Annotated in this window: 25 protein-coding genes and 1 pseudogene; 13 read left to right on the top strand and 13 right to left on the bottom strand. The window is 36.6% G+C overall.

Annotation, left to right across the window (positions count from 1 at the left end; all coding sequences use genetic code 11):
• Positions 1–88: 88 nt before the first annotated feature.
• A complete protein-coding gene (locus GGG_RS0100925) occupies positions 89–1,225 on the bottom strand; it encodes an acyl-CoA dehydrogenase family protein (protein ID WP_010111306.1) in 1,137 nt (378 codons plus the stop codon).
• A 210-nt stretch (positions 1,226–1,435) separates the two neighbouring features.
• Entirely contained in the window at positions 1,436–2,206 is a 771-nt protein-coding gene (locus tag GGG_RS0100920) for a 3-hydroxyacyl-CoA dehydrogenase (RefSeq protein WP_010111304.1), read from the bottom strand.
• A 175-nt stretch (positions 2,207–2,381) separates the two neighbouring features.
• Here GGG_RS0100920 and GGG_RS0100915 point away from each other — a divergent pair, with 175 nt between their 5' ends.
• The 3 genes from GGG_RS0100915 to GGG_RS0100900 all read left to right on the top strand — a co-directional run bounded on the left by GGG_RS0100915 (position 2,382) and on the right by GGG_RS0100900 (position 5,369).
• On the top strand, positions 2,382–3,416 hold the full coding sequence (locus GGG_RS0100915; protein ID WP_029574379.1) for an AraC family transcriptional regulator: 1,035 nt from the start codon (positions 2,382–2,384) through the stop codon (positions 3,414–3,416).
• Positions 3,417–3,636: 220 nt separating this feature from the next.
• Positions 3,637–3,984 (top strand): hypothetical protein, encoded by a 348-nt coding sequence (locus GGG_RS0100910; protein ID WP_010111300.1) that lies wholly within the window; start codon positions 3,637–3,639, stop codon positions 3,982–3,984.
• Between the two features lie 473 nt (positions 3,985–4,457).
• Positions 4,458–5,369 carry a bestrophin family protein gene (locus GGG_RS0100900; protein ID WP_010111298.1) on the top strand — a complete coding sequence of 304 codons (912 nt, stop codon included), beginning with the start codon at positions 4,458–4,460 and terminating at the stop codon, positions 5,367–5,369.
• 169 nt (positions 5,370–5,538) lie between these two features.
• Here GGG_RS0100900 and prmC read toward each other — a convergent pair whose 3' ends face one another.
• Together prmC and prfA are read right to left on the bottom strand one after the other, a co-directional pair.
• Positions 5,539–6,357: a peptide chain release factor N(5)-glutamine methyltransferase gene (gene prmC / locus GGG_RS0100895; RefSeq protein ID WP_010111296.1), complete on the bottom strand. Its 819-nt coding sequence runs from the start codon at positions 6,355–6,357 to the stop codon at positions 5,539–5,541.
• Positions 6,357–7,445: a peptide chain release factor 1 gene (gene prfA / locus GGG_RS0100890; protein WP_010111294.1), complete on the bottom strand. Its 1,089-nt coding sequence runs from the start codon at positions 7,443–7,445 to the stop codon at positions 6,357–6,359. Before prfA ends, prmC begins: the two co-directional genes overlap by 1 nt.
• Before the next feature lie 370 nt (positions 7,446–7,815).
• Between prfA and GGG_RS0100885 the strand changes: the two genes are divergently transcribed.
• The 5 genes from GGG_RS0100885 (at position 7,816) to GGG_RS0100865 (ending at position 12,170) form a co-directional block, all read left to right on the top strand.
• Positions 7,816–8,250 (top strand): hypothetical protein, encoded by a 435-nt coding sequence (locus GGG_RS0100885; RefSeq protein WP_010111293.1) that lies wholly within the window; start codon positions 7,816–7,818, stop codon positions 8,248–8,250.
• Positions 8,251–8,762: 512 nt separating this feature from the next.
• On the top strand, positions 8,763–9,302 hold the full coding sequence (locus GGG_RS0100880; RefSeq protein WP_010111292.1) for a glycine zipper domain-containing protein: 540 nt from the start codon (positions 8,763–8,765) through the stop codon (positions 9,300–9,302).
• 187 nt (positions 9,303–9,489) lie between these two features.
• Positions 9,490–10,503: an LLM class flavin-dependent oxidoreductase gene (locus GGG_RS0100875; protein WP_010111291.1), complete on the top strand. Its 1,014-nt coding sequence runs from the start codon at positions 9,490–9,492 to the stop codon at positions 10,501–10,503.
• 237 nt (positions 10,504–10,740) lie between these two features.
• Entirely contained in the window at positions 10,741–11,220 is a 480-nt protein-coding gene (gene yiaA, locus GGG_RS0100870) for an inner membrane protein YiaA (RefSeq protein ID WP_010111290.1), read from the top strand.
• Positions 11,221–11,615: 395 nt separating this feature from the next.
• A complete protein-coding gene (locus GGG_RS0100865; protein WP_010111289.1) occupies positions 11,616–12,170 on the top strand; it encodes a hypothetical protein in 555 nt (184 codons plus the stop codon).
• 637 nt (positions 12,171–12,807) lie between these two features.
• Here the strand turns inward: GGG_RS0100865 and GGG_RS0100860 are convergent.
• The gene (locus GGG_RS0100860) at positions 12,808–13,227 is read right to left on the bottom strand and encodes an OsmC family protein (RefSeq protein WP_010111287.1); all 420 of its coding nucleotides are present in this window, start codon (positions 13,225–13,227) and stop codon (positions 12,808–12,810) included.
• Positions 13,228–13,384: 157 nt separating this feature from the next.
• Here GGG_RS0100860 and crp point away from each other — a divergent pair, with 157 nt between their 5' ends.
• On the top strand, positions 13,385–14,095 hold the full coding sequence (crp, locus tag GGG_RS0100855; protein WP_010111285.1) for a cAMP-activated global transcriptional regulator CRP: 711 nt from the start codon (positions 13,385–13,387) through the stop codon (positions 14,093–14,095).
• A 285-nt stretch (positions 14,096–14,380) separates the two neighbouring features.
• Entirely contained in the window at positions 14,381–15,430 is a 1,050-nt protein-coding gene (locus tag GGG_RS0100850; protein ID WP_010111284.1) for an NADP(H)-dependent aldo-keto reductase, read from the top strand.
• A 202-nt stretch (positions 15,431–15,632) separates the two neighbouring features.
• On the opposite strand, the gene GGG_RS0100845 is transcribed toward GGG_RS0100850, so the two are convergent.
• From GGG_RS0100845 to GGG_RS0100830, 4 genes are all read right to left on the bottom strand, one after another.
• Positions 15,633–16,418: a M48 family metallopeptidase gene (locus GGG_RS0100845; protein WP_010111283.1), complete on the bottom strand. Its 786-nt coding sequence runs from the start codon at positions 16,416–16,418 to the stop codon at positions 15,633–15,635.
• 116 nt (positions 16,419–16,534) lie between these two features.
• Positions 16,535–16,840, bottom strand: coding sequence for a hypothetical protein (locus GGG_RS0100840; protein WP_010111282.1), 306 nt, complete (start codon positions 16,838–16,840; stop codon positions 16,535–16,537).
• A gap of 527 nt (positions 16,841–17,367) precedes the next feature.
• Entirely contained in the window at positions 17,368–18,687 is a 1,320-nt protein-coding gene (locus GGG_RS0100835) for an adenylosuccinate synthase (protein WP_010111281.1), read from the bottom strand.
• Positions 18,688–18,759: 72 nt separating this feature from the next.
• Entirely contained in the window at positions 18,760–19,926 is a 1,167-nt protein-coding gene (locus GGG_RS0100830) for an ATP phosphoribosyltransferase regulatory subunit (protein WP_010111280.1), read from the bottom strand.
• A gap of 336 nt (positions 19,927–20,262) precedes the next feature.
• On the opposite strand from GGG_RS0100830, the gene GGG_RS0100825 reads away from it, so the two are divergent.
• Positions 20,263–20,772: a hypothetical protein gene (locus GGG_RS0100825; protein WP_010111278.1), complete on the top strand. Its 510-nt coding sequence runs from the start codon at positions 20,263–20,265 to the stop codon at positions 20,770–20,772.
• Positions 20,773–20,859: 87 nt separating this feature from the next.
• On the opposite strand, the gene GGG_RS0100820 is transcribed toward GGG_RS0100825, so the two are convergent.
• The gene (locus GGG_RS0100820) at positions 20,860–21,405 is read right to left on the bottom strand and encodes a cysteine hydrolase family protein (RefSeq protein WP_010111276.1); all 546 of its coding nucleotides are present in this window, start codon (positions 21,403–21,405) and stop codon (positions 20,860–20,862) included.
• 139 nt (positions 21,406–21,544) lie between these two features.
• Between GGG_RS0100820 and GGG_RS0100815 the strand changes: the two genes are divergently transcribed.
• Both GGG_RS0100815 and GGG_RS0100810 read left to right on the top strand, forming a co-directional pair.
• On the top strand, positions 21,545–21,955 hold the full coding sequence (locus tag GGG_RS0100815; RefSeq protein WP_010111275.1) for an Lrp/AsnC family transcriptional regulator: 411 nt from the start codon (positions 21,545–21,547) through the stop codon (positions 21,953–21,955).
• A gap of 32 nt (positions 21,956–21,987) precedes the next feature.
• Positions 21,988–22,545 (top strand): RNA 2'-phosphotransferase, encoded by a 558-nt coding sequence (locus GGG_RS0100810; protein ID WP_010111273.1) that lies wholly within the window; start codon positions 21,988–21,990, stop codon positions 22,543–22,545.
• A gap of 70 nt (positions 22,546–22,615) precedes the next feature.
• On the opposite strand, the pseudogene GGG_RS20545 reads toward GGG_RS0100810, so the two are convergent.
• The 3 genes and pseudogenes from GGG_RS20545 to GGG_RS0100800 all read right to left on the bottom strand — a co-directional run.
• Positions 22,616–22,717 (bottom strand): annotated as a pseudogene (locus tag GGG_RS20545) (Lrp/AsnC ligand binding domain-containing protein); the annotation flags it as partial.
• Positions 22,716–23,015 (bottom strand): hypothetical protein, encoded by a 300-nt coding sequence (locus GGG_RS0100805; protein WP_010111271.1) that lies wholly within the window; start codon positions 23,013–23,015, stop codon positions 22,716–22,718. The gene GGG_RS0100805 and the pseudogene GGG_RS20545, both read right to left, overlap by 2 nt.
• 171 nt (positions 23,016–23,186) lie before the next feature.
• Positions 23,187–24,212: a type I glyceraldehyde-3-phosphate dehydrogenase gene (locus GGG_RS0100800; protein ID WP_010111269.1), complete on the bottom strand. Its 1,026-nt coding sequence runs from the start codon at positions 24,210–24,212 to the stop codon at positions 23,187–23,189.
• Positions 24,213–24,600: the final 388 nt, after the last annotated feature.

Here is a 24,600-nt window from a genome sequence, read left to right as displayed (position 1 = left end):
GGTAAGACTCCGTTGTGCTTGATCTATCTTTTCAATAACTTACATTAAAGTTTATCCCGAACTGACGTTATTTATTCAATAAAAATGTTCAGTTATTAATCACAGCTCTTGCAATCACCAAACGTTGAATATCAGAAGCACCTTCATAAATTTGGCTTACCCGTACATCACGATATATACGCTCTACTGGAAAATCAGAGACATAGCCATAGCCACCATGAATTTGAATCGCGTCTGAACATACTTTTTCTGCAATTTCAGAAGCAAAAAGTTTAGCCATAGACGCTTCTTTTAAACACGGTAAACCTGCATCCTTTAAACTGGCTGCATGATAAATTAATTGCCGTGCTGCTTCGATTTGTGTCGCCATATCTGCCAATCTAAATGCAACCGCTTGATGTTGTACCAATTCAACACCAAAGGATTTCCGTTGATTGGCATATTCTACGGCTGCATCCAAGGCCGCTCGTGCCATGCCTACACACTGCGAAGCAATACCGATACGCCCAGATTCAAGATTAGACAATGCAATTTTGTATCCTTCACCTTCTTTGCCGAGTAGATTTTCGGCTGGAATTCTGCAATTTTCAAAGATAATCGTTGCTGTATCTGAACAATGTTGTCCCATTTTGTCTTCAATACGAGAAACGATATAGCCTTCTGTATCAGTCGGGACAATAAAACATGAAATCCCTTTTTTGCCCGCAGTCTTATCTGTGATTGCAAATACAATCGCAAGCTGTGCGTTTTGCCCTGTGGTAATAAATTGCTTGGTTCCATTAATCACCCAATGATCACCATCACGCTCAGCTTTACATAACAAAGCCCCTGCATCTGATCCTGCTTGAGGTTCAGTTAAACAAAAACATCCTAACCATTCTCCTGTAGCGAGTTTGGTTAAATAGTCCTGTTTATGTTGTTCAGTACCATATTTTTGAATAATTCCACACGGTAATGAATTTTGGACACTAACAATGGTCGAGATTGCGCCATCACCTGCTGCAATTTCTTCAATAGCAGCAACCAGTGAAATGTAATCTAAACCTGCACCACCCCATTGCTCTGCAACGGTCATTCCTAATGCACCAAGCTCACCCAACGCTTTGAGTTCTTGGGCTGGAAATTTTGAAGTTTTATCACGCTCAGCTGCTGTGGGTTTTAATTTATTCTGCGAGTAATTTCGCATCATTTCCTGAACCATTTTTTGTTGTTCATTTAGAATCATGTGAGCATCCTTCCTCAGCAAATTTAAACAGGCTGCGATATAAAAATATTTGTGAATAAGATCAAAGCATAGCTTCGCCAATATGCGCTATTCACATATTGAAAATTAGATAAATATTGATTTTAAATTAGAATTTTAAAGATCATTAGCTAAATCCTAAATGTAGTGATATTTAAGATTTAGCTAACTTGATCCGTGAATATTCAGTAATTATTTAGGTTGCATACGAATTGCACCATCTAAACGAATCGTTTCACCATTCAAATAATTATTTTCACAAATATGACCCACCAAATGAGCAAATTCTTCAGGTCTAGCTAAGCGTGGAGGAAATGGCACCATTGCACCTAATGCATCCTGCACTTTTTCAGGTAAGCCTTTTAGCATTGGCGTTTCCATGATTCCAGGGGCAATAGTCATTACTCGAATTGCGTGTTGCGCCAATTCACGCGCCAAAGGTAAAGTCATCGCAACCACAGCACCTTTCGATGCTGCATAAGCTACTTGACCAATCTGACCATCAAAAGCTGCAACAGAAGCCGTATTTACGATGACCCCACGATCCTCTTCACCAGCCTTCAATTCATAACGTGAAATTACATCTGCCGCAAAGCGCAACATATTGAATGTACCCGTCACGTTAATATTTAATACTTTTTGGAATGCATCTAATGCGTGGATACCATTCTTACCCAATACTTTCGCAGAAGGCCCAATTCCTGCACAATTGATTAAGCCATTTAATTGACCATAATCTTGTTCTACATTTTTAAAAAACTGCTCTACTGCAACTTCGTCTGTCACATCCAGTTGAACAAATTTAGATTTTTCTCCCAAACGCTTTTGCATTTCCTCACCAAGTGCATGATTCATATCGACCATAATCACTTTTGCGCCTTTGCCAATTAAATGCGTTGCTGTAGCGGCACCAAGCCCTGATGCACCACCAGTCACAACAAAAACTTTTCCTTCAATTTTCATTTTTTATTCCTATTCACTGTTTGAGTCGATGTCGATATGGTTTAAATAAAATATAAATAGACTTAAGATGCAGATTAAACCGAGACAAGTTTGAGTACAATTTCCAAAAGTTGCATCCTTTATGATGGATTTGGACAATTTTAAAATCGCTTTTGCAAAAGCATTTCACAAGATAATGGAATGGGCTGTGAACAATCAACAATTCAGTGAATACAAAGGCAGTATTTCTATGGCTTTGGTGCATGAAGCTTTATTTCATGTAGAAGAAAAGGGTTTTGATCTCCAACAAATTTTATATAAAGCTGAAATTCCATTTGAATTGCTACATTCACCGAAGGCCCGTATCTCAGTACCCGCTTATGCAAGGCTCTGGACTGAAATTGCCAATCAAATGAATGATGAATTTTTTGGCATGGATTCACATCCAATGCGCCGTGGCAGTTATAAATTACTCTCTAAAATGGTGATGCATGCAGATACATTAAGTACCGCCATTGAGCAAATTCTGCAATATTTTAATTTTATTCTGGATGATTTTCACAGTAAATTAATCATCGATGAGAATTATGCATACATCGTCATTACAGATAAATTACAAACCAAACGCATGTTTTGCTATGCAACTTATTTTATGCTCGTTCATAGTCTAATTTGTTGGCTAGCTGATCAACGTATCTTACTCAATCACATGCGATTAAAATGCACTCAACCTATTGATGATTTAGATTATCGCGTGCGTTTTTGTGAGAAAATCAGTTATCAAGCAGATAATCATTATCTGCAATTTGATGCGAATTATTTAAATATCCAGATAAAACGTGACAAGAAGTCTTGGTATGATTTTATTCGAAATACACCTGAAAACCTGTTGCTTCGATTTAAAAACCCGCATGCTTTAAGTTCAATGATTCGTAAACAATTACTGTCTGTCCCCCCTGCGGAATGGTGTGAGCTGAGTGAATTGGCTCAACAACTCAATATTTCAGAAGCTACCATTCAACGGCGTTTAAAAAATGAAGGCATCAGCTACCAACAATTAAAGAATGACATTCGTAGAGATTTAGCGATCGATTTATTGTGTAAGTCTTCTCACACCTTGCAGGAGATCAGCGAACAACTACATTTTCAAGAACCAAGTGCTTTTCACCGTGCTTTTAAGAAATGGACAGGTGTAAGTCCGGGTGCTTATCGTGAGCTTAAGATTCTTTAAAAATTTTAACCAACCTAGTCATTTTTTGGATTTAAAATAGAATATTGTTTTCATTTCACTTTTATAAAAAATCATTTTTTATACGTTCAACATAGTTACAGCCTATCCGACAAAGATTGCTTTTTATCTACAATTGGTATATTTTTCACACAATTCAGAGCAACTATTTTGCTCATTCTGCTGTAACTCCTCCCCTTTAATCAGCCTTTAGGTCACGACCATGCTTAAGATGATTGATGTACTAGACCAAAACCTAGTTCAAAACTTTGTCGATTCCCTTTCTGCTCAAACTGAGCATTTAGATGAACTCATTGAAGGTATTTTAAAAACCTCAAATCATGATTTCGATCATGCAATTCATCAGTTTTTTGCAACCAATGATGCTCAAGAAATTGCTCAAGCGCTTGATATCAATCAAGACCGCTTACAAGCGATTCAAACAGGCTTTGCAATGCAACAAGAAAACATTGCAGATACAGCAAAAATCGTTGCACTTTGTCTTGCACTTGAAACCAATGCTTTAAACCAAGTACATATTGCTGATAGTTTAGAAGGCTATCCAATATAATCGATTCAACCCAGTTGAATCCTTTATGCAAAAAGCAGCCAAAGTGGCTGCTTTTTTATTGATTAGTGTCCTAATATTTATAATGGATTAATAGTGCTAAATAGCTCAATCCAAAGAATAACAATGCAAATAATCTTTGCCAACGCTGTTCATTTTGAAGGGCACTTTTTCTTTACTCCCGAATATAATTTTTATGAAATTAAAGCAAACATAAAACAAAGCGATCAACACTGGAATACTGAATAGGACTAAGCCCAAACATCCATCACCGCTACAATCTACATTTCCACTTCGAACTAAAATGGCTATGGTCAAATTAATTGTGTTCATTATAAAAAATTTTGAATACACCATAGCTTGCTATTATTTTAAATTCTGTCTTTATCATTCTATGTCATTGAATCCCTCGAGGAAATACTTGCATCTTATTCTTTGTCTATGAAACACTATCATCGCAATATAAGGTAGACCCTATGATCATTCGCGATAAAAGTAATAGCTTTGCACTCCTCTTTGCTTGGCACGGTACGATTCTGCCCAAAGTATTACCGGCACTCGCACTTGTTATTTTTATTTCGACATTATTGGTCTATTTATCTACCCACCATTATTTTTCAGGCCCGACTGTACCTGCGATTGGTTTTACAGTATCTGGAATCATTTTATCTATCTTCCTTAGTTTTAGAAATACAGCATGTTATGACCGCTGGTGGGAAGGACGCAAACTATGGGGTGCATTAATTGCAACCTCACGCCATCTTACTCGTGATACGCATGTATTAAGCGATTCACATCGTAAAATTTTAATGTATCGGGTGATGTTATTTACATGCTTACTGCGAAATCATCTTAGAGATCAGAACCAATCCATTGAATTTTATCGTGATAAAGTTGCTTTTGATGAGCAAACCTTCACTGCTTTAGCCACACATATCAATGCACCACAATTTGTTTTAGAAGAAATTCAAAAGTCACTCGTTCTATCACTAAAAACAGGTGAAACTTCTGACATTATTTACCAAAGTTTAAATCAACACATTAGAGAATTAGGGCATATTCAAGCAGGCTGTGACCGAATTATCAGTACACCTTTACCCTATTCTTATTCCGTTTTATTACATCGTACCGTCTATTGTTTCTGTCTAATTCTTCCTTTTAGCTTAGAAGTCAGTTTAGGTATATGGACACCTGTTTTAGTCGGATTAATTGCTTATTTATTCTTAGGATTAGATACGCTCAGCGCACAACTGGAAGAACCTTTTGGTTTACAGGAAAATGATCTTCCTTTAGATGCCATTACTCGCTTAGTTGAAAGAGAAATGTTGAGTTCTTTAGGCGAACCGCTTTTAGAACCCATTCATGCTGTGAATAACAATCTTTCTTAATGCACAAGCACATACACTCCCTTTTTGGAATACGTTGAATACATCACGCATACTTGATTTACATACATAAAAAAAAGCCTTGTTAATATGCAATCAACAAGGCTCTTATCACAGTAAAATTACAACATGAATAAGCAAATATGCAAAAAATTAAGTGATTTGAATGGGGTTATTGCATCCAACGACCTAAAGTTACACGATCATTGCCACCATAATCTTTTACCGTTCTGACCTCTTTAAATCCTGCACCTTTAAAGATATTACACACGGCTTCAGCTTGGTCATAACCATGCTCAACCACAATCCAACCTTGCACAGTTAACCATTTTTTACCTTGTTGGATAATATGTTCAATATCAGCCAAACCTTGTCGGTCTGCAACTAAAGCTCGCTCAGGCTCAGATGCTAAATTCAGCATATGCTCATCTTTTGCATCAATATAAGGCGGATTCGATACAATCAAATCAAAATATTGACGATTCAATGCATTAAACCAACTGCCTAAAAAGAATTTAACCTGCGTTAAATCATGTTTTTCAGCATTATGTAGTGCAACTTCTAAAGTCGGCTCATAAATATCTGTTGCAGTAACAGACCAATTTGGACGCTCACTTGCAAGAGATAATGCAATCGCTCCCGTTCCAGTACCCAAGTCAACAACTCGCGTATCCTCTGGTAAATCAAGACGTAGTACCGTTTCAACAAGCACTTCAGTATCTGGACGAGGCACTAAAGTATCCTTTGTCACAGTCAGATCTAATGTCCAAAAAGGTTGAGAACCTGTGACATAAGCCAAAGGCTCACCTGCTGCAATTCGAGCTAATCCATTTACATAATCTTGCTCTTGCTCTGCTGTGAGTTCTTGCGCAGATTTAAGTGATAAATCAAAAGCATCAATCTTTAAAATATGCTCAAGTAACCAAGCATTTTCTTGACGCTCATAACTCTCAACTTCTCCACGTAAGGCTAAAGCCTGTGCAATATTCATTAACCACCATTTTGTTGTGCAAGTAATGCCAACTGATCGGCTTGATATTCGCGGTGTAAACTGTCCAGTAATTCGGTCAAATCACCTTCCATCACAGCATCTAACTTATATAGAGTTAAGTTAATACGATGATCAGTCATACGCCCTTGTGGGTAGTTATATGTACGGATACGTTCCGAACGATCTCCTGAACCGACTAAATCACGGCGCATTTCAGAAGTTGCAGCATCCGCAGCCGCACGTTTCGCATTTTCCAAACGTGACGCCAACAAAGCCAGTGCTTTGGCTTTGTTTTTATGTTGCGAACGCTCATCCTGACATTCAACCACTGTTCCTGTTGGAATATGGGTAATACGTACAGCAGAATCTGTTTTGTTAATGTGCTGACCACCTGCACCCGATGCACGGTAAGTATCAATACGCAAATCGGCAGGGTTAATATCAACCGTAGTATCCACATCAACTTCAGGCAGAATAGCGACAGTACATGCCGAAGTATGTACACGACCTTGTGACTCAGTCGCAGGAACACGTTGCACACGGTGTGCGCCACTTTCAAATTTCAGACGTCCATAAACCCCTTCGCCACTGACAAGGCAAATGATTTCTTTATAGCCACCGTGTTCACCTTCATTTTCAGACAATACTTCAATACGCCAGCTTTGTGATTCAGCATATTTACTATACATACGATATAAATCGCCTGAGAAGATTGCAGCTTCATCGCCACCCGTTCCTGCACGAATTTCCAAATAAGCCGAGTTGGCATCATTCGGATCTTTAGGAATCATGAGAATATTCAAATCAGCTTCAAGTTGTTCAATTAAAGCTTTATTCTCTTTAATTTCTTCCACAGCCATTTCCTTAAAATCAGGATCTGACAACATCGCTTCGGCTGTTTCTATATCGTCTTCAGCTTGTTTATACTTTTTCCAAACATCAGTAATTTCTGTTAAATCATTATGTTCACGTGACAAATTACGGAAACGTTTATTGTCTGAAATCACTTCGACATCTGCCAATAATGCTTCTAACTCTTCATGTCGATCACAGAGTTGATCTAATCGTAGACGTAACGATTCTTTCATTTTAAATACATTCTCAATCTAAGCCTTGGCCTATGGCTATGTAGATAAATAGCCACAGACAAAGAAAATTCTATAATTGTGCATAGTTTACCGATTCTGCCCTTTAAATACAGCAACTATTGCACAAGGCTCTGCATTTAGACGTGCCAAAACATTTTTTATTTAAAGATGAATGTTATTTTCTCCATGTTTTCTACTTTTTATTGAAAATCTGCACGTTTAAACGGCAATTTTAATAGAAAGCATACATTCAGATACTAAACACTATCAATTTATGAATACATCTCCATTTTCTCAGAAAATATTTTTGTTACATTTACCTCATCGAATAGAGACAGAGCTGTCCAAAGAATAGGACATGGAGAAACATATGAAATTTAATACAATCTTAATGACGACTGCATTGACAGTTTCATCTATGTTTACAATGAGTGCCCACGCTGACAACTCAACTCGAATCGCAGCAACTTCAGCTTTAGGTAGTGTTGTTGGTACTGCTGTAGGTAAACAAATGGGTGGTAATACAGGTGCAATGATCGGTTCTGCCGTAGGTGGTGCTGGTGGTGCAGCGGTTGCGACCAATAAACATGACCGTACAGCAGCTGCTATCGGTGGTGGTTTAGGTGGTGTAGGTGGTTATGCTGTAGGTAAACAAATGGGTGGTTCTACAGGTGGATACATTGGTGCTGCTGCAGGTGCTGCGGGTGGTTCAGTACTCGGTAAAAAAGTTTCTGAAGACCGTCATGCAGATCAACGTAAGTACAATAAAAAGTACTACAAAAAACACCGTCGTCATAACCACTAAGTTATGTAATATGCAAGTTATGCATGTGAAAAGCACCTTCGGGTGCTTTTTTAGTATTTTTCATTTATTCCTAATATTTTTAATAAATCAATTATTAAGAAAATGTAATTATCATCATCAAGCTTAAAATATTACTCTACGGTTTGATATATTTTCTTAAAAGTCGCATGAAAATGATCACTATTTTATACCTATCAAACTGTGTTTTTATCAATCGTAATATTTCTAATTTAATCATAAAATGGCATAGCTAAAATTCTAAAATATCTTTTGCGCAGGCACTTACCTATTAAATTCATCTTATATTCATCATTTGTTTTGTATGACTTCAAGTTTTTTAAGCATCGTACATACATCGAGAATCAAATCATGTAGAAATTAACAAGCCAAAAATACAATCCAGAAACGAAACAAATCACTTTGTTACGTTGCTATCCATAATTATTGCAACATATTTCTATATTCTAAACTCAAGTTCAAAAATACGAAGAAGCTTCGACAGGAGTTTGAAAATGAAATTACAAGCAATTCTTGGCGCAACAGTAATTGCAGCCACAATGATGACTACAGCACATGCAGATAATACCAGTCGTGTTGCTTTAACTTCTGCCCTTGGTGGTATTGCGGGTGCAGCGATTGGACAACAAATGGGTGGTTCAACAGGTGCAATGATTGGTTCGGCAATCGGTGGTGGTGCAGGTGCAGGTGCTTCAACCAATAAACGAGACCGTACAGGTGCGATTATCGGTGGTGCGCTGGGTAGTGCTGGTGGTTATACTGTTGGCCGAAATGTCACAGGAACATCTACAGGCGGTTATGTAGGCGCAGGCTTAGGTGCGGCTGGTGGTGCGGCACTGGGTAAAAAAGTCAGTGCAGATCGTCGCTATGATGATCGTTATGACGACAGCTATGATCGCCGATACGATGACCGTTATGACCGTCGTTATAATAGCAAAGGTTATCGTAACAATAGTTACCGTTATAATGGTCGTAATTCTCGCCATGACAATGGTAACCATTATGGTTGGTACAAAAACCATAAAAATCGTTAATATTTTGTCTAAACAAAAGAATCGATCCAAATTTCATAAAGCACCTTCGAGTGCTTTATTTTTATTTATGCATACCCCATGCGGAAAATTGAAAACAATTACAATATATCGACAGTTTTCGATATACATAAACTTAATCATATCGTATTATATCGATATAAAAGTTACTTAGGTTTAGAGTCTAACGATGACCGCTTTAACAGATACTCAACTCAAAGATACGAAGTTTTCAATTCTTGAGCTTGCACCAGTTCGTGATGATCAAAATGTCGAATTCTCATTAAAGCATGCTCTTGAATTGGCTCAACATGCTGAAAAACTTGGCTATGAACGTTTATGGCTCGCAGAACATCACAATATGGATGGTATTGCAAGTTCAGCAACTGCCGTATTACTCGGTTATATCTTGGCTAATACCCAAAAGATTCGTGTCGGATCTGGTGGCATTATGCTACCTAATCATGCTCCACTTGTTGTTGCAGAACAGTTTGGAACATTAGCAACACTTTATCCTAATCGTGTTGAATTGGGTTTAGGGCGTGCGCCTGGTACAGACCCAATGACTATGCGCGCGCTAAGACGTGGCCGTCAGGAAACTGAGGATCAATTTCCACAAGATGTATTGGAAATTCTCAGTTACTTTGCAGATGCTCAACCGAATCAGAGAATCAAAGCAACACCTGGTCAAGGCACACATGTTCCTGTGTGGTTATTAGGCTCAAGTCTTTTTAGTGCACAACTTGCGGCAAGATTAGGTCTACCCTATTCATTTGCTTCACATTTTGCACCAAGAATGTTAGGGCAAGCCATTCAGTTATATCGTGGCAACTTCCAACCTTCTGAATATTTAGACAAGCCTCATGTTTCTATGGGTGTTCCAACTGTCGTTGCACAAACAGATGAGGAAGCTGAATATTTAGCGACCAGTGTGTACCAACGTATTTTGGCTTTACTGACTGGACAAAGCCTAAAACTCAAAGCACCAATTGACTCTATGGAAGGTCGCTGGTCTGTTTCCGAAAAAATGGCGGTACAAAACTTTCTTGCGATGGCGCAAATTGGATCGCCTGAAACAGTGAAGAAAGGTTTGGAATCATTGTTAGAAAAATACCAAGTGGATGAGTTTATTTTCACTTGTGATATTTACGATACAGATAAACGTTTAGAGAACTTTAGTTTGTTGATGGACTTAAAAAAATAAGTAATCGGAATAACATTTACCTCTCTACCAAAATGAAACACCTCGTTTCATTTTGGTTTTTTTATACACTACGCTTAAGTATCACTCATTTTAATTTAAAAATAATTTATTAGAAAAATAGCAAACTTCTACCTCACTTTATCCTTTACAAATTAACAATCTTGAAATCATTTACCATTTATTTATAGATAGGCATAATGGACTAAATAAAAACCAGTAAAATCAATAAGGAAAATAATGAATCAATATATCAACAAGCCGACACCAGCATTCATTGCAGTGAGTTGGGTCGCATTATTCGCTGGTGCTACTGCTTACTGTATTGGTCTATTTAATGCGCAAATGGCATTGAATGAAAAAGGTTATTATCTAATCTTAATTTTATATGGATTATTTTCCGCTGTTTCTTTGCAAAAAATTGTTCGTGATAAACTTGAAGGTCAACAAGTCACCGCTATTTATTATGGGCTGTGTTGGGCTTCCGTAGCAATTTGCTTGATACTCTTAGCTTTAGGTTTATGGAATGCAACCATGACGCTGAGTGAAAAAGGATTCTATATTATGGCCTTTTTGTTGAGTTTATTTGGTGCTGTTGCTGTTCAAAAGAACATCCGAGATTTGGAATATTTAAAAAATAAGAATAGCCATAACAACTTGGAAATTAACCAAAGAATCAATCAACTAGAAATTAAAGAAACTGAAATGTATGAAGATTAATGTTGATATCTATTTAGAGCTTACTTGATCAGCACAAAGCAAAGACTTGTACTATTTAGACAAGTCTTTGCCTATAGATCAAAACTTACTATTCAATATTCTCAATCTGTAATCCTATTTAAAATTGATATTTCATATACAATGAAGCGATAGATTCTATAAATGTAAAATAAATCAAATTATTCATCTCTTCTTTTCTATGGATTTGTCTTTTGATTTACACAAGGCTGCAATAATAATTTATGAATATTCAAATACTTAGTAAAGTATCAATCACGATACTGCGATGAAAATGACTGTCAAGATTTAAAAAAAACTTTACCTACAATTCCGTTAGCGATATGAATAAGGATCAGAGCCAAAAGCTGTGAAATAAAACAAAAAAGGATATTGATATGCACACCAAGAAAAAAAGCCAAAGGGACGGTTTTTTTCAAAATACACCAGAGTTTTTTAAAAATTATACAGGGACACTAATTTCAGCGAGTGAAATTAAAGAAATCAATTTTACAGGCTTAAATGTTGCAATTATTGGTGCTAATCAGGCAACAGCAACTCATTTAGACTTTATTACACAGCATGCAGAATCGGTAAAAATCTTTCAAATTAAGCCTGCTTTCGTTTTACCGCAAACTGAGAAAGGCATTCATAGATTGGTTTCCCACCCGTTAATTATTAAAAATCGTCGTTTATTCAACAATCGTGTTAAATCTTTATTGGCAATTCGTTATTTAGATTCACAAGTACAGGAACAATGGCTAAAACGTCAGCTCATGCCTAATTCTGCTGCTGAAAATAAAGTATTTCTTAAATCAGATACTTATTATACTGCTTTACAACGCCAGAACTGTAAATTGATGACTTGGCCCATTGTTAAAATTACCAATCATGCAGTACAAAGCATGGAAGGCATAGAACATCCAGCAGATGTAATTATCACGACTTACTAAGTTTTGCATTGCCATTATTCACTTATGAACTTGATCAATTAGAAAAAGGTTAAGCGCCTTTTTCTAATAGCAAATCAACTAAAAATGATTTAATCCTCTAATCGCTTACTGATTTAGCTACAAATCTAAATATTACTCACACTGGTCTTATATTTTTTTCGTATTATTGCTTGTTTAATTCTTATTCACCTTATGATACATAGTTAAAAATTGACAAGTCTTTATTTGCCAAAAGTTCAAATCATAGCCTTTTGTATATTTATGAATTGACAGCCTAAATTTTTTCATCTCTAAAAGAATCAATCATCGATATAAAAAAATGCACCAACTTTGCTCATTGAACAGTTTTCATAGCATTCATCGCATAAAATCATTCTTAATTTTTTTATTAAAACGTACACAGCATGTTGAAATCGACAAAAACTTCGAATGAAAATCATACAAAATCAGTATAAAAATAATTGAGTTAGCTTAAAAAAATAAGCCAAAAGTAAATTCGCTTACTTTTAGACACATTTTGTAATAATTTATATTTGAAAAAATTATGTCTGACCAGTCATTATTTTTATATCTTAAAATCGTAAAAAAAAGCCAATATCAAGATTGGCTTTTTAAATTAGAGTTATAACTCAGTTAATTATAATGCAATAATTTCAAAGTCGTGGGTAATTTCAACACCACCATCAGATAGCATTTTACTTGCTGAACAATACTTTTCAGCAGACAGCTCAACAGCCTTAGCTACTTGTTTTTCCTTAACATCTCGACCTGTCACTACAAAATGTAAGTGTATTTTTGTGAATACCGCAGGAATCGTATCTGCTCTTTCGGCTTTAAGTTGACATACAACATCGGTCACATCTTGGCGTGATTTTTTCAAAATAGTCACAATATCAAATGAAGCACACCCACCAAGTCCCATTAGTATCAATTCCATAGGACGTGGACCACGGTTTTCACCGCCATATTCAGCAGAGCCATCCATTACAATTTGATGACCACTCTCCGATTTTGCTTCAAAAGCAACATTCTCTAACCAATGAACGCTAGTTTGCATTGCAACTACCTAAAAAAAGCTATAAATTTACAGGGTACCTGTACACTAGCATAAAATGAGTTGATAAGGAATTTCATCTCTACTGCTTTTACTTCTACGTGACGAGTTCAATTTAGATCAAAAGATCTAGTTATTATCCAATTCGGAATTTTTAAGCATGCCTTCTAATTTTGCACAACTTAGTACAGATGCTTTGTCTCCTGGTCAATTACCTGAGTCAGTCAAAGCTTTACTCAAAAGAGCTCACATCAATCGTTTTCCAAAACGATCTACAATTATCGATGCAGGTTCTGAGTCAAAATCTCTGTATTTAATTTTAAAAGGTTCAGTTTCAATTATTTTACGCGAAGATGACGAGCGTGAAATTGTTGTTGCGTATTTGAACCCAGGGGATTTTTTTGGGGAAATGGGTTTATTTGAGCAAAACCCTCAACGTACTGCGGAAGTGAGAACCCGTGATGTATGTGAAATTGCTGAAATTTCTTATGACAATTTCCACGAAATTAGCAAACAATATCCTGACTTAAGCTATGCAGTATTTGCACAACTTGTTCGTCGCTTAAAAAATACAACCCGCAAAGTAACAGATCTTGCATTTATTGACGTATCTGGTCGTATTGCACGTTGCTTAATCGACCTTTCCTCCCAGCCTGAGGCAATGATCTTGCCAAATGGTCGTCAAATTCGTATTACTCGTCAAGAAATTGGCCGTATTGTTGGTTGTTCACGTGAAATGGTTGGCCGTGTTCTTAAAACACTTGAAGAACAAGGCATGATCGAAACTGATGGTAAAGCGATTTTGATCTTTGATGTGTCTTTAGAAGAATCAACTTTCTCTGAAGATGACGTTGACAACGACGACGAATAAAATCATTTAAACTCAATCGAGCACTGTATCCCCTTATCCTATATTTGATTGGGACTAAGATCAGCACTCAGTTGTGAGTTAAATCAATGTAAAAAGCAAACTTTCGAGTTTGCTTTTTTAATCTTAGATCCTCAAATGAATACTTATATAAGAATTAATAACAAATTTATCACATATAGATAATACTTTCGTTTTCTTTAGCGGTCAGATACAAGTCAATTTACGCTATGATGAGTCTACCTCTATTCTCCAACATTTTTTAAAATATCATTCTAGGGATGTTCAATGAAATCAAATCGTTTAGGGCAATCTGATCTTATCGTTCCAGAAATTTGTCTAGGTACAATGACTTTTGGTGAACAGAATAATCAAACTCAAGCCTTTGAACAATTGGCTTATGCACTTGATCATAATCTTCATTTTTGGGATACCGCCGAGATGTATCCTGTTCCACCAAAACCTGAAACGCGAGGGTCAACTGAAACCATTATTGGGAATTGGCTTGCTCAAAATGGACAACGCGACAAACTGATTTTAGCGACAAAAATTGCAGGCCCACAACAAGGTGGTAGCCAAATTCGCGATGGCCATACCAAATTTATCGCATCAGAAATTGAATCAGCACTAGATGGCTCGCTCAAGCGCTTACAAACCGATTATATAGACTTATACCAACTGCATTGGCCACAACGTGCTACTAACTTCTTTGGCTCACTAGGCTACACCAATCAGCATGCAGCGCTTAATGAGAATATCACCCCACTTGAAGAAACGCTGATTGCGCTATCTAATGAAGTTAAAAAGGGCCGAATTCGCCATATTGGACTCTCCAATGAAACCCCTTGGGGAACCATGAAATTTCTACACTTAGCTGAGCAACTTGGGTTAGAAAAAGTGGTGAGTGTACAGAACCCTTATAACTTGCTTAATCGTACTTATGAAATAGGTATGGCTGAAATTGCGCAATATGAGAATGTTGGCTTATTGGCATATTCTCCTCTCGCATTCGGCTTTTTAACTGGAAAATATCGTCACGGTGCTCGCCCTGCTGACGGACGAATTAGCTTATTTTCACGTTTTAGTCGTTATACCAATACACAAAGTGAATGGGCAACTGAGCAATATGCCTTACTTGCTGAAAAACATGGTTTAAGCTTGACGCAAATGGCTTTAGCATTTATTAAGCAACAATTTTTTGTTGATAGTACGATTATTGGTGCAACGACCATGGATCAGTTAAAAGAAAACATCGATGCATTCCAGATTGACTTATCTGAGGAAATCTTGACTGAAATTAATGCAATTCATCAACAACAGCCAAATCCAGCGCCTTGATGTAAATTCTTGATATAAATTATAGTTCTGATTCAAGTGTTTAAAATATTTCAATGTGAATATACGATTATTTGATAATGCGTTCGCTTTTATCTTCAAATGCTGTGTATTTCAAACAATTGAAAAACAAAAGGATGCCTAGGCATCCTTTTGTTTTTAGTCAACATGATGAATTATGAAAAAACAATCATCATATAATTGATTACTTTCCGCCACGTGCTCTATAAACAGCCATTGCAGCAGGTAAATCTTGTTTCATTGCATTGATACGAGCAGCATCAGATGGATGGGTCGACAATAATGCAGAACCTTGAGCTCCACCTTGTTTTGCCATTTTTTCCCACAATGTAATTGATGCTTGCGGGTTATAACCTGCTTTCGCCATCATCATCAAACCGCCTTCATCGGCACGGCTTTCTAGGCTACGTGAATAAGGTAAACCTACCCCAACCTGACTTCCCAAGTCGATTGCAGCATTACCGAGCTCACCAATTTGGCTGCCTGCATATGACTTGCCAATACCAACAGCTAAATTCGTTAAAGCTTGTGCACCTAATTTTTGCTTAGAATGCTCTTCTAAAGCATGCGTCATCTCATGACCCATTACTGCTGCAACTTCAGCTTCAGACAGGTTCAGTTTGTTTACAATACCTGTATAAAACACAACCTTACCACCTGGTGCTACATAGGCATTGATGGTGTCTGATTTCAATACAGCCAATTGCCAATTAAACTTTTGTCCTGTTTGATTCATTTGATCCGCATAAGGTTTTAATCGGATAAACGCGGCATTAATTTTTTTGTAGGTCGCAGATGAAGTATCTAAGGTATTGTTGCTACGCGCTTCTTGCACAGTCTTATTAAAACCTTGAGCAGCACTCATATTCAAAGTCGCTGAATCTGCACCAGCCATATCTGCAAAGGTTGTACAACCCGAAATTGATACAGTTGTAGCAACGCATAAACCCAACAGTAATTTGTGCTTCATTATAGTTTTCTCCACAATAAAATTTGAACTTCACAATGACGTGATTATATTCAATAACTTGTGTAGATTAAAATAATAAAAGTAACCAATTCATAGGATTTATGTAAAGTTTTATATTAAAAAAATTGAATGGCAAGCCAATAAACAAGACAAATAACATTTAATATTAAATAAATTTTACTCAAAGGTTTAATTTTTTCATCAAGTACTACACTCTTTCGCTTTGCAAATAAAATTGCATTTTGAAGCAAAATAATCGGTACTAAAATACAAGCAATAATGACACTTAATCCCAATAATGCACTATTTACCACAGCTTGATCTGTCGTTTGCGCTTGAATAATCATCAATGCGATTGTCGGTGCACCACCCATTGCAAAGATCAGTGAGTAAAAGATTGTATTTGAAATATTTTTTAGCATCCCACAAACCCAATTCCATTTTATTAATGATCTATTCTAACAAGCTTATGATCTATGTATAACCTATTTAATCTCGACTTTAGTCTTTATTTCAGACTTTATTTAAAACGAGTGCATTCAATTATTGGGAAATATCAATACTTCAATTATTCTACAATATAAACTATTTAAAAATATGGGCGAAACACTCAAATAGAAATAATCGAATAAAAGTTATTGTGAATATCTAAGGTCATAATTCATAAATAATACGAATATCAATTATCCCTATTAATAAAATACATTTGTATTTAGTATTAACAAAGCTAAGACGAATAATACAAACTTAGCCTGAATTATGAAGTTTATTTATTATTGTTTAGTGATATGGTTAATTATCACAATATGATTCTAAATAGCTTTAAAATATTTCTATATTGAATCAAAAATAGTTTAAATTCTAATATTCTCTATTTTATTTATCTAATTTATTCATCTAACAAAAAGCCCCGTAAATACGAGGCTTTCTGACAATGTTAATCTAAAGATTAAGCATCGAATGGATGACGCAATACAATTGTTTCATCACGATCTGGACCAGTTGAAATAATGTCAATTGGACATTCAATCAATTGCTCGATACGCTTCACATAATTAATTGCATTTTGTGGCAATTGATCAAGTGATTTAGCACCAAAAGTAGATTCAGACCAACCTGGCATAGTTTCATAAATTGGTTTTAAAGTTTCAAATGCAAGTGCATCTGTTGAACCTGTGCAACCAGAATCCGCAGCTTCATAACCTACACAGATTTTCACTTCTTCTAAACCATCTAAAACATCAAGTTTAGTTAAGCAAATACCTGAAAGTGAGTTTACATCTACAGAACGACGTAAAATTTCTGCATCGAACCAACCACAACGGCGCTGACGACCAGTAGAAGCACCAAACTCAGAACCTACAGTTCCAAGATGCTTACCAATAGCATCACCAACATCGTTCGCAGCATCGTAAACCAATTCAGTTGGGAATGGACCTGCACCAACACGTGTTGTATAGGCTTTAGTAATACCCAATACATAATCAAGATGCAATGGACCAAGACCTGAACCAGAGCTTACGCCACCAGCTGTTGTATTCGACGAAGTAACATACGGATATGTACCATGATCAACATCAAGAAGTGAGCCTTGTGCCCCTTCAAACATGATGTTTTCGCCATTTTTACGGTAGTTATGAAGCTCAGCGATGACATCAATCACCAATGGAGCAACAACTTCACGCCACTGATCACAGAGTGCAAGCACATCTTCAACTTTAACTGGCTCAACACCAAAGAATTGAGTCAATTGGAAGTTATGGTATTCAAGCAATTCTTCAAGTTGTGCTTTAAGATGATCACCACCACGTACCAAGTCCGCAACACGAATCGCACGACGTGCCACTTTATCTTCATAAGCAGGACCGATACCACGACCCGTTGTACCAATCTTAGCATTGCCACGTTTAATTTCACGTGCTTGGTCAAGTGCAATATGGTGCGGAAGAATCAAAGGACAGTTTGGAGAAATACGTAAACGTTCACGTACTGGAACGCCTTCTTTCTCAAGGATATCCATCTCTTTAATCAATGCTTCAGGTGAAAGTACAACACCATTACCAATTAAGCACAGTACGTTTTCACGTAAAATACCAGATGGAATGAGGTGAAGAACTGTTTTCTTACCACCAACGACGAGCGTATGACCTGCGTTATGTCCACCTTGATAACGAACAACCGCTTTCGCTTGATCTGTGAGCAGGTCAACGATTTTACCTTTACCTTCGTCGCCCCATTGGGTACCAAGTACCACAACATTCTTGCCCATAATAGCCTCATTACATCATGCTGTTAAAATTGAAAACCACACATCAACGATATAAACATTGATGCCTAGCGATTAAATTTTTTCGATCTTCCATTCGCCTGCAACCCATACCATTTGGTGTGTTGCATTTGGAATAGAGTTAAAATCGTCATTACCCAATAACTGTATTACACTTAAACCTTGACTACGTGCCGTTGCAATTGCAGCCAGTAAAGCTGCATCAGTGCCTTTAGGTGCTACAACTTTTTCAATCTGTTTAGATTGACCTGCGCTGAGTGCATAAAGGTCACAACTAAATCCTGTTGCAGGACGTGCACGACCAAAATGCTCCCCAATACCATCATAACGACCACCTAAAGCAAGTGGTGCAGCACGGTTGGGTGCATATACAGCGTAAGTTAAACCTGTGTGATAGTGGTATGAACGAAGTTCAACAACATCAATACCAATATGTAAATTCGGCCAACGTGCCTGAATTTCAGCTTGTGTCGTGGTCAAGACATCAAATGCTTGCTTGAATGCTTCATCAGCTAAAATATCAGCGCTTAAATTTGTTTGTAATGCGGTTAAATCACTTGCATAGCGACCTAAAGCATAGAAATCTGAACCAAATTTCAATTCTTGTGTAAATTCAGCCAGTTCAGGTAATGCTTTACGTTGATATAAATCAGAAAGTTGATTTTCTGTATCTTTGGTTAAACCTGCATGCTTAACCAAACTTCTAAATAAACCGACATGCCCTAAGTCTAAATGTACAGAATCAACTAAACCTGCGGTCTCAAGCAAACCTAGCATCACGTCAATCATTTCAACGTCTGCATCGATACTATTTGAACCAAATAATTCTGCACCTAACTGTAATGGTGCACGAGTGGTATTAAAACCCTGAGGTTTAGTATGAAGTACGGTTCCTGCATAACAGTAACGCGCCACGCCTTGTACTGGATGTACATGAGCATCGATACGTGCCACTTGCGGTGTCATATCGGCACGCACACCAAGTAAACGACCTGAAAGTTGGTCGATGACTTTGAAAGTGGCTAAGTCTAAATCTTGATTCGATTCGGAAAGAGAAGAAAGCGATTCGATGTATTCGATAAATGGCGTGTACACCAACTGATAACCTCGAGTTGCGAGGAAATCTAAAGCTTCACGGCGCAAATTTTCAATAATTTGCGCTTGCTCTGGTAATACATCAGCTACACCATCAGGTAATAACCATGTCTCTGAAATGGGCATGTTGTAAACCTAAATCCTGTCTGCGCGGACCAAATCCGCATAAAAAAATCGGGAGCACACCCGATTTCTCTTAGTTTACCACGTTCATTTCCGCTGTGCATTAATAAAATGACTTTTGCATAGGGAAAAATATGAGGCATTACACATATTTTCACCAAATCACAAAACTTACGACAAAATAGCATCAACAACGTCCAGTAACGCCCTGCTTATTTCAATCTAAATCATTTTATTACAAAGATTTAAATTGATATTTTAACTTTTAAATTTATACTTTTGACACTCAAAAAATACATACAAATATTCAAACCACAACAAACATTCTGGGGAATTTTAATGGAAATGCACAGCAATCTATATTACAAGCATCCTGACTCAAAAGTCATGGCTGATTTAAATCGTCTATTTAAACAACATCAGGGCGATAAAGATAAGTTTATTGCCGCTGCAATAACACTAAATCCTGAGCATGGTCAGGAACTTGCATCAGACCTCTTAGACAGTGTAGACAATGTCGAATTCGATCTTGGTCCAGAAACAATTCAGTCTATTGAAGGCTTTTCTATTGCTCATTTTGTTCACGGCTCATCTGGCGATGAATTCATTGAGGCTATTTTACTGTTCTTAAAAGCTTTACTTGCAGATATTCATACCCAAGCATGGGGTTGCGGTGACGATGACCCGTGGGAGTTTTGGTTTAAATTTGAAGGTGATGAACTGATTCGTGAAGACGATGAACCATTTAATGATCCTGAAGAAGATGAAGAAATTAAAGCTTCGATTTACACATGGTGGCATACAGGTTTGCCTGAAAAAATTAAAGAAGGCTTTCTAAACGAAGAATAAAGCTTTATTTAAATTTAAAGGGAAGTAAATAAACCGACTTCCCTTTTGTTTTGGCTATTTTAAGTTTTACCTATTTTAATGCTTAGATTAGCGTTTTAAATAGTCATCAATACTCACGACTTGTGAAAACATTTGAAATGCGGATAAACAAGCTGTTTGTACATCTTCTGCTTGAACTGTTCTATCAGCATAGCTCAATTGACGAGTAGCTGTAGCTTCCGCAATGATCGTCGGTTGATAGCCGAGTTCAGCTGCAGCACGTGATGTAGCATCAACACACATGTGCGTCATCATGCCACTAATCACCAATTTCTCTACACCCAACTGCTCTAATTCTGCTTTTAAAGTCGTTTGAAAAAAGCTATTGGGATAATGCTTTTCAATCACGTTTGAATCCGCTTGTATACGCAACCCTGAATGCAACGCCACACCCTCTGTACCTGCCTCAAAAAAAGGTGCATTAGCTTGATTGGCAATATGTTGGATATAAATAATCGGTTGATTATTCTTTATAAAAGCATCTTCCAATTGATTAACGTGTATTAAAGCCTGCTCGGCACGGAACAATTCCATCTTCCCTTGAGGAAAATAATCATTTTGTACATCTATGACTAATAATGCAGTTTTGCTCATATTCTTTCTCTCACTGTTGTGTTGATTACTGTTGCGTTGATATTTTTATAAGATTAATCAAAACAGCTAGCGATTTGCAGTCGCTCATGAAAGAATAATTGCCTAGACACTTTCAAACTGAAAATTTGTTCAATTCACTATGTTACCAAATGACCCGATTGATCTAAAAATCTTAAAAATACTGAAAACTGATTCTCGCTTGAGCAATAAAGAGATCGGAAAATTAGTTCACCGTACAGGTCAGGCTGTAGGAAGTCGTATTGCTCGAATGCAAGACGAAGGCACAATTCAGAAATATACAATTACCTTAGAGCACCAATCGACACAATTCATCCGTGTCATGATGCAAAATAATGATTTTGAAAAGTTTGAAGCATTTATCGCTCAATTTGATTCAATTGAAAGTTGCTATAAAGTCTGTGGTTCTGCTTGTTATATGTTGGTTACACATTTTGATAGTCATGCAATCAATCATTTTATAGAGCAACTTTCTGAATGGGGGCAATACTCAGTGGATAGTGTAGTAAGAGCTATAGAAGCTCAACTTTAACTTAAATCAATATATTCAATAGATATTTAAAAATGAAAAATTTAGAAAAAACATTAAATAAACGTAGCAAATTCCTAAGTCTCGTACTTAGACATCAACCTGAAACAATCGGAATTATACTGGATTCAGAAGGCTGGACAGATATAAATATTCTGTTGCAACAAATGGCTCAACATCAAAGCGAATTGACACGAGAGCAACTAATTGAAGTAGTTGAAACGAACGATAAAAAGCGCTTTCAACTTTCAGAAGATCAAAATAAAATTCGTGCAGTACAAGGTCATTCAAACAAGCAAGTACAACGTGAATATATAGAGAAAATGCCACCGCATCCTCTTTACCATGGTACAGCTACCCGCTTTGTAGAGAGTATTTTAAAAAATGGCTTAATCGCAGGTGAACGCCATCATGTTCATTTATCTGAATATCTAGATACAGCTTATAAAGTTGGACAGCGACACGGAAAAGTTGTGATTTTCAATATTAATACCCAAAAAATGCAACAAAATGGCTATCAATTTTATCAAGCTGAAAATGGAGTTTGGTTAGTTGAACATGTACCTACACAGTATTTGACTCAACTTGAATAATATTAACATTAATTAAAAAAGTTTAACCTAAAGGCAAGGTTGTCGTATGCTTAATTTTCTGTAAAGGTATTTAAGTTTTTACATTTTGAATCCCTGAAATCTTATTCAAATGACTGATTTGAAACTTACGATATGCGTCTAAGTCAGATACGACAATTCTTAAAAATAAATCATTTATTAGACAAATTCTGTTGCAATAGACGAATCAATTCCGCATTTTGTAATTCAACTTGAGCCATACGTGCTGTAGTTTTATCAATCACCTCTTGCTGTATATGCATTTTTTTGGCTAAATCCTGCATAATTTGCAAAGTTTGCTTAAGGTGTTCTTCTTGCGAGTTGATATGCTGTTCTTGGTCTTGCTGAATCGTTAAAAGCTCCTGATTATCCTTAGAAAGCTTTCCTATTTGCCAAATGATGAACATCACTGCCAAGTAAAGGAACACGATTCCTGTAATTATAAATATCATTGCATTCCCCAAAAAATAAAAACTTGCTACTACAGTACAATACGTTATTGTTCAATAAAATAATAATCAAATTCTTCTAAAATCAATGGGTCTAAAATCAACAAGCCCAAAATTTAAAAAGAATTTTTATATAGAACTCACTCTTAAATAAAAAAATTAAATAACCAACCATTATGAATTAAATAATTCACATAAATCGAGTAAACGGTTTGCATAGCCCCATTCATTATCATACCAAGCAAATACTTTGGCTTGATTCCCCACAACCATTGTTTGAGCCAAGTCGACAATTAATGAATACGGCGAATGATTAAAATCACTTGAAACCAAAGCTTCATCCGTGACTGACATGATTTCAGCATAATCATATTTTGCGGCTTGAATTAAAGTTTGATTGATTAAATGACTGGTAATCGGTGATTTTGAAATAAAGGTTAAATCAATCGCTGCAACATTGATGGTCGGAACACGAATGGAATAACCATCAATACGATTCTCCATCTTTGGCATCACTTGCTTCAATGCGCCCAGTGCAGAAGACGTCGTTGGAATAATATTTTGACCAGAAGCCCGTGCACGGCGTAAATCACGATGCGCATGATCTAAAACCGATTGATCTGCTGTGACAGCATGAATTTCCGTCATTAAAGCCGTATCTATACCAAAAGCATCATCAATAATTTTAACCAATGGGACAAGCGCTTGCGTGGTACAGGACACACTAGAAATGATTTGATCAGTTTCTTTTAGCTCATAGTGGTTTACACCATAAACAATCGCTGCATCGACAGTATCAAATGGTGCAGCACCAATAATGACGCGCTTCGCCCCTGCTATAAGGTGCTGCGTTGCTGCCTCTCTTGAGCGAAATAAACCAGTACATTCTAAAACCACATCGATTTTTAATTCTGCCCAAGGCAATAGTGCTGGATCAGCTTGTCTTAAAATTTGAACTTTAAGTTTGGTCTGACGTGCATCGATGACCATGTAAATATGTTCATTTTCTTGAACAATATCAACTGCACCGTCAAAACGACCATGTGTAGTGTCGTATTTAAATAAGTGTACTAAGGTTTCAACATCTGCAATATCATTGATCGCAACGATTTCAAAATGGAAGTTTTTCGGATTTTCAAACCAAGCTCTTAATACATTTCGCCCGATTCTACCGAATCCGTTAATCGCCACACGTTGCATCAGTTATCCTTAAAGTTGAAACAATAGATTTCAGCATTATATGTTATCGGATTTCTAGGCTTTACGGCGAATATTTATCAAAAAAATAACAGCAAATATTTGTTTTTGAATGATGCTTCATGGATACAAATTTTTATCATCAATGGTGTAAATAATATGAATAGACAAGCTCAATATTTCTTTGATATCAATTCAATTTAAAACTGAATATTAGATTGTAATGACAAAACATTTACAATTTTAAAATACTGAACCTAAACCCAAGTTTCCATGAAACTTAAATTACATAGAAAACCAATAATTCACCTTAAAATCATTGGTGCGGGTGCTATTTTCCGTTATACTTTGGCGTTTTAAAAAATTAAGCCTGTGTGAACACTGAGCAGAA

The organism is Acinetobacter sp. P8-3-8 (assembly GCF_000214135.1).
Lineage (GTDB): Bacteria > Pseudomonadota > Gammaproteobacteria > Pseudomonadales > Moraxellaceae > Acinetobacter.
This window is presented reverse-complemented; position numbering and strand designations above follow the sequence as displayed.

Excerpts from the sequence above, each read along its gene's own strand:
- GGG_RS0100835 (WP_010111281.1), bottom strand. The coding sequence starts at position 18,687 with ATGGGCAAGAATGTTGTGGTACTTGGTACCCAATGGGGCGACGAAGGT.
- GGG_RS0100805 (WP_010111271.1), bottom strand. The coding sequence starts at position 23,015 with ATGATATTTATAATTACAGGAATCGTGTTCCTTTACTTGGCAGTGATG.
- GGG_RS0100820 (WP_010111276.1), bottom strand. The coding sequence starts at position 21,405 with ATGAGCAAAACTGCATTATTAGTCATAGATGTACAAAATGATTATTTT.
- GGG_RS0100920 (WP_010111304.1), bottom strand. The coding sequence starts at position 2,206 with ATGAAAATTGAAGGAAAAGTTTTTGTTGTGACTGGTGGTGCATCAGGG.
- GGG_RS0100800 (WP_010111269.1), bottom strand. The coding sequence starts at position 24,212 with ATGCAACGTGTGGCGATTAACGGATTCGGTAGAATCGGGCGAAATGTA.
- GGG_RS0100875 (WP_010111291.1), top strand. The coding sequence starts at position 9,490 with ATGACCGCTTTAACAGATACTCAACTCAAAGATACGAAGTTTTCAATT.
- GGG_RS0100810 (WP_010111273.1), top strand. The coding sequence starts at position 21,988 with ATGAAAAATTTAGAAAAAACATTAAATAAACGTAGCAAATTCCTAAGT.
- GGG_RS0100845 (WP_010111283.1), bottom strand. The coding sequence starts at position 16,418 with ATGAAGCACAAATTACTGTTGGGTTTATGCGTTGCTACAACTGTATCA.
- GGG_RS0100865 (WP_010111289.1), top strand. The coding sequence starts at position 11,616 with ATGCACACCAAGAAAAAAAGCCAAAGGGACGGTTTTTTTCAAAATACA.
- GGG_RS0100885 (WP_010111293.1), top strand. The coding sequence starts at position 7,816 with ATGAAATTTAATACAATCTTAATGACGACTGCATTGACAGTTTCATCT.
- GGG_RS0100880 (WP_010111292.1), top strand. The coding sequence starts at position 8,763 with ATGAAATTACAAGCAATTCTTGGCGCAACAGTAATTGCAGCCACAATG.
- yiaA (WP_010111290.1), top strand. The coding sequence starts at position 10,741 with ATGAATCAATATATCAACAAGCCGACACCAGCATTCATTGCAGTGAGT.
- GGG_RS0100915 (WP_029574379.1), top strand. The coding sequence starts at position 2,382 with ATGGAATGGGCTGTGAACAATCAACAATTCAGTGAATACAAAGGCAGT.
- GGG_RS0100860 (WP_010111287.1), bottom strand. The coding sequence starts at position 13,227 with ATGCAAACTAGCGTTCATTGGTTAGAGAATGTTGCTTTTGAAGCAAAA.
- GGG_RS0100900 (WP_010111298.1), top strand. The coding sequence starts at position 4,458 with ATGATCATTCGCGATAAAAGTAATAGCTTTGCACTCCTCTTTGCTTGG.
- prfA (WP_010111294.1), bottom strand. The coding sequence starts at position 7,445 with ATGAAAGAATCGTTACGTCTACGATTAGATCAACTCTGTGATCGACAT.
- GGG_RS0100910 (WP_010111300.1), top strand. The coding sequence starts at position 3,637 with ATGCTTAAGATGATTGATGTACTAGACCAAAACCTAGTTCAAAACTTT.
- GGG_RS0100840 (WP_010111282.1), bottom strand. The coding sequence starts at position 16,840 with ATGCTAAAAAATATTTCAAATACAATCTTTTACTCACTGATCTTTGCA.
- GGG_RS0100925 (WP_010111306.1), bottom strand. The coding sequence starts at position 1,225 with ATGATTCTAAATGAACAACAAAAAATGGTTCAGGAAATGATGCGAAAT.
- prmC (WP_010111296.1), bottom strand. The coding sequence starts at position 6,357 with ATGAATATTGCACAGGCTTTAGCCTTACGTGGAGAAGTTGAGAGTTAT.
- GGG_RS0100850 (WP_010111284.1), top strand. The coding sequence starts at position 14,381 with ATGAAATCAAATCGTTTAGGGCAATCTGATCTTATCGTTCCAGAAATT.
- GGG_RS0100830 (WP_010111280.1), bottom strand. The coding sequence starts at position 19,926 with ATGCCCATTTCAGAGACATGGTTATTACCTGATGGTGTAGCTGATGTA.
- GGG_RS0100815 (WP_010111275.1), top strand. The coding sequence starts at position 21,545 with ATGTTACCAAATGACCCGATTGATCTAAAAATCTTAAAAATACTGAAA.
- crp (WP_010111285.1), top strand. The coding sequence starts at position 13,385 with ATGCCTTCTAATTTTGCACAACTTAGTACAGATGCTTTGTCTCCTGGT.
- GGG_RS0100825 (WP_010111278.1), top strand. The coding sequence starts at position 20,263 with ATGGAAATGCACAGCAATCTATATTACAAGCATCCTGACTCAAAAGTC.